A 2241-nucleotide genomic window follows, 5' to 3' on the forward strand; every position below is an offset into this window, starting at 1 on the left:
TCGCCGTTCGGCGGCGCCTCCGCCGGCTTCGTGCCGCTGCAGAAGACGGTGACGGCGATCCTGGCCGGCATCCGCCACAAGGCCAATCCTGTGATGCTCGACTTCCTGCCCGTATCCGAGGGCGTGGAGGACCACGCCACCCAAACGCCGCTTGCCGTCGCCAAATGCGCCGAGATGATCGCGCTGTGGCGGCGCCTGATCGCCCTCGAACTGATGGCGGCGGCGCAGGCGGTCGACCTGCGCGAAGGGCTGACACTGGCGCCGGCCACCGGCGTGATCCACGCGGCTGTGCGCGCGCATGTGCCGACGCTCAAGGAAGACCGGCCGCTCGGACCTAACGCCGACGCGCTCCATGCCGCGCTCGCCGATGGGAGTTGGCAAGCCTAGCGACAGCAGGCCAAACGCCGCCCGCTCAAGCCTTTCCGTCCATCTTCTTCATGAAAAGGGTGAGCTCGCCGGGATCCATATGCACGATATGCCTGTCTTCCGGATAGGCGCCGCTGTTGACGTCGGCTACATATTCGGAAAACGCCGCGATGCGTTCCTGCTGCAGCCGATCGTATTCGGCGGCGAAGTTGCGGTAGACCTTCGAGTGGCGAGGCATGTGACCGCGATTGGTGCCGAGAATGTCTTCTGCAAACAGGTACTGCGCGTCACAGCCAGTACCGGCGCCCATCGACAGCATGATCAGCGAGGTGCGCTCGGAGATCGTCTTCGCCACCTCGACCGGCACGACTTCGATCTCGGCGCCGATCGCGCCGGCGGCCTCGAGTTGCTTCACCGCATCGAACACCTGCATGGCGGTATCGGCGGTCTTGCCGACGGCCCTGAAGCCGCCGGTCCAGGTTGCGCGGGAAGGAATGAGGCCGACATGTCCGATGACGGGGATTGCGTCGTCGGCCATGCGCTTGATCGTGGCGTAGCCGGCGCTGCAATAGACCGCGTCGGCGCCTGCCTTGTAGAGGCGGAAGGCCCAGCGCAGGAAATCGTCCGCCGTGCCGATCTCGTAGAAATTGTCGCCCGGCATCGTGAAGAGGCTGGGGGCGGCGTCGCGGTACTGTGGATTGAGCACCAGTTCGGGCGGCACCGAGACGATGTCGATGCCGGCGCGCTCGGCGGCTTCGGCCTCGTCGAGCGTCAGCACGCGCAGCATGGTCAATTGCCGCTTGCCCTTCATGGCGCGCAGGTCGGCGACGGTCGGTCTCTTTCGGCTCATCGGTATATCCTGTCTTTTCTGTCTGGCGGCTTTCAATCGATATTGATCATCACCTTGTCGGCCTCGATCTTCACCGGATAGGTCCTGAGGTTGACGCAGACCGGCGCGCCCTTGGCCTGGCCGGTCTTGTAGTTGAAGCGGCCATTGTGCTTGGGGCACTCGATAATGTCGTCCATCACCAGCCCGTCGGCCAGATGCGCCTTTTCATGCGTGCAGAAGCCGTCGGTGGCGAAGAACTCGTCGTCAGGCGAGCGGTAGATCGCGAAGGTGCGGCCGCCATGGTCGAAGCGGATCACGTCCTCCTCATCCACGTCGTCCACCGCGCATGCTTCAACCCACACCGCCATCGTCTTTCTCCGAGCTGCAACGCGCCACCTATTTGGCGGCGGCCGTCGCCATATCGACCTCGTGGAACTCGCCGCGATAGGGCCTGGCCGTAGGCGGCAATTCGCGCTTGAGGTAGTAATCCTCATATTTGAGCTGCCTGAGCAGCACCGGCCAGACCTCGCGATAGGCGTGCCACATCGACGGGTTCGGTTTCGGCAGGTCGTGCTTGATCAGTTCGTGGAGCTTCGGCAGCGCGTGATAGGGCACCATCGGGAACATGTGGTGCTCGACATGGTAGTTCATGTTCCAGTAGATGAACCGGCTGACCGGGTTCATGTGGACGGTGCGCGAGTTGAGCCGGTGGTCGACGACGTTGTCGGCCAGCCCGATATGCTGCAAAAGCCCGGTCATCACCATGTGCCAGGTGCCGTAGAGCCGTGGCAGGCCGATCAGCACCAGCGGTATCCATGATTTAAGCGCGATCGCGGCAGCGATCGTCGCGGCATACACGACCATATGCCAGCGCGCCGCTACCACCGCCTTATGCTGCTCCATCTCCGGGATGTAGCTCTTCTCGTCATCCGACAATTTGCCGAAGGCCTGGCGCACGAGCGTCGGCAGCGAATAGCGGAAGTCGAGGATGCCGGTGAAGGCCAGCGCCGCCTTGATGAGGTCCGGCGGGCGCATCACGGCGATCT

The 2241-nt window shown here is 63.7% G+C and carries 4 protein-coding genes; 1 reads left to right on the forward strand and 3 read right to left on the reverse strand.

Translation table 11 applies throughout. The features are described 5' to 3' along the window. A partial coding sequence (locus tag EOA29_RS33760) for an aromatic amino acid lyase (RefSeq protein WP_189479077.1) occupies positions 1-387 on the forward strand: 387 nt, incomplete at its 5' end. A 25-nt stretch (positions 388-412) separates the two neighbouring features. Here EOA29_RS33760 and EOA29_RS33765 read toward each other — a convergent pair. The 3 genes from EOA29_RS33765 to EOA29_RS33775 form a co-directional block, all read right to left on the reverse strand. Further along, a complete protein-coding gene (locus EOA29_RS33765) occupies positions 413-1216 on the reverse strand; it encodes a 3-methyl-2-oxobutanoate hydroxymethyltransferase (protein WP_126092974.1) in 804 nt (267 codons plus the stop codon). Positions 1217-1248: 32 nt separating this feature from the next. Then, a complete protein-coding gene (locus tag EOA29_RS33770; RefSeq protein ID WP_126092973.1) occupies positions 1249-1563 on the reverse strand; it encodes a MocE family 2Fe-2S type ferredoxin in 315 nt (104 codons plus the stop codon). A gap of 28 nt (positions 1564-1591) precedes the next feature. Then, positions 1592-2241 (reverse strand): fatty acid desaturase (locus tag EOA29_RS33775; protein WP_189479078.1); only part of this gene is annotated, 650 nt, incomplete at its 5' end.

This window comes from Mesorhizobium sp. M1E.F.Ca.ET.063.01.1.1, assembly GCF_003998155.1.
Classification (GTDB): domain Bacteria; phylum Pseudomonadota; class Alphaproteobacteria; order Rhizobiales; family Rhizobiaceae; genus Mesorhizobium.

What these genes read in the sequence shown, in the direction of transcription:
- EOA29_RS33765 (WP_126092974.1), bottom strand. Translation starts at nt 1,216, where the DNA reads ATGAGCCGAAAGAGACCGACCGTCGCCGACCTGCGCGCCATGAAGGGC.
- EOA29_RS33770 (WP_126092973.1), bottom strand. Translation starts at nt 1,563, where the DNA reads ATGGCGGTGTGGGTTGAAGCATGCGCGGTGGACGACGTGGATGAGGAG.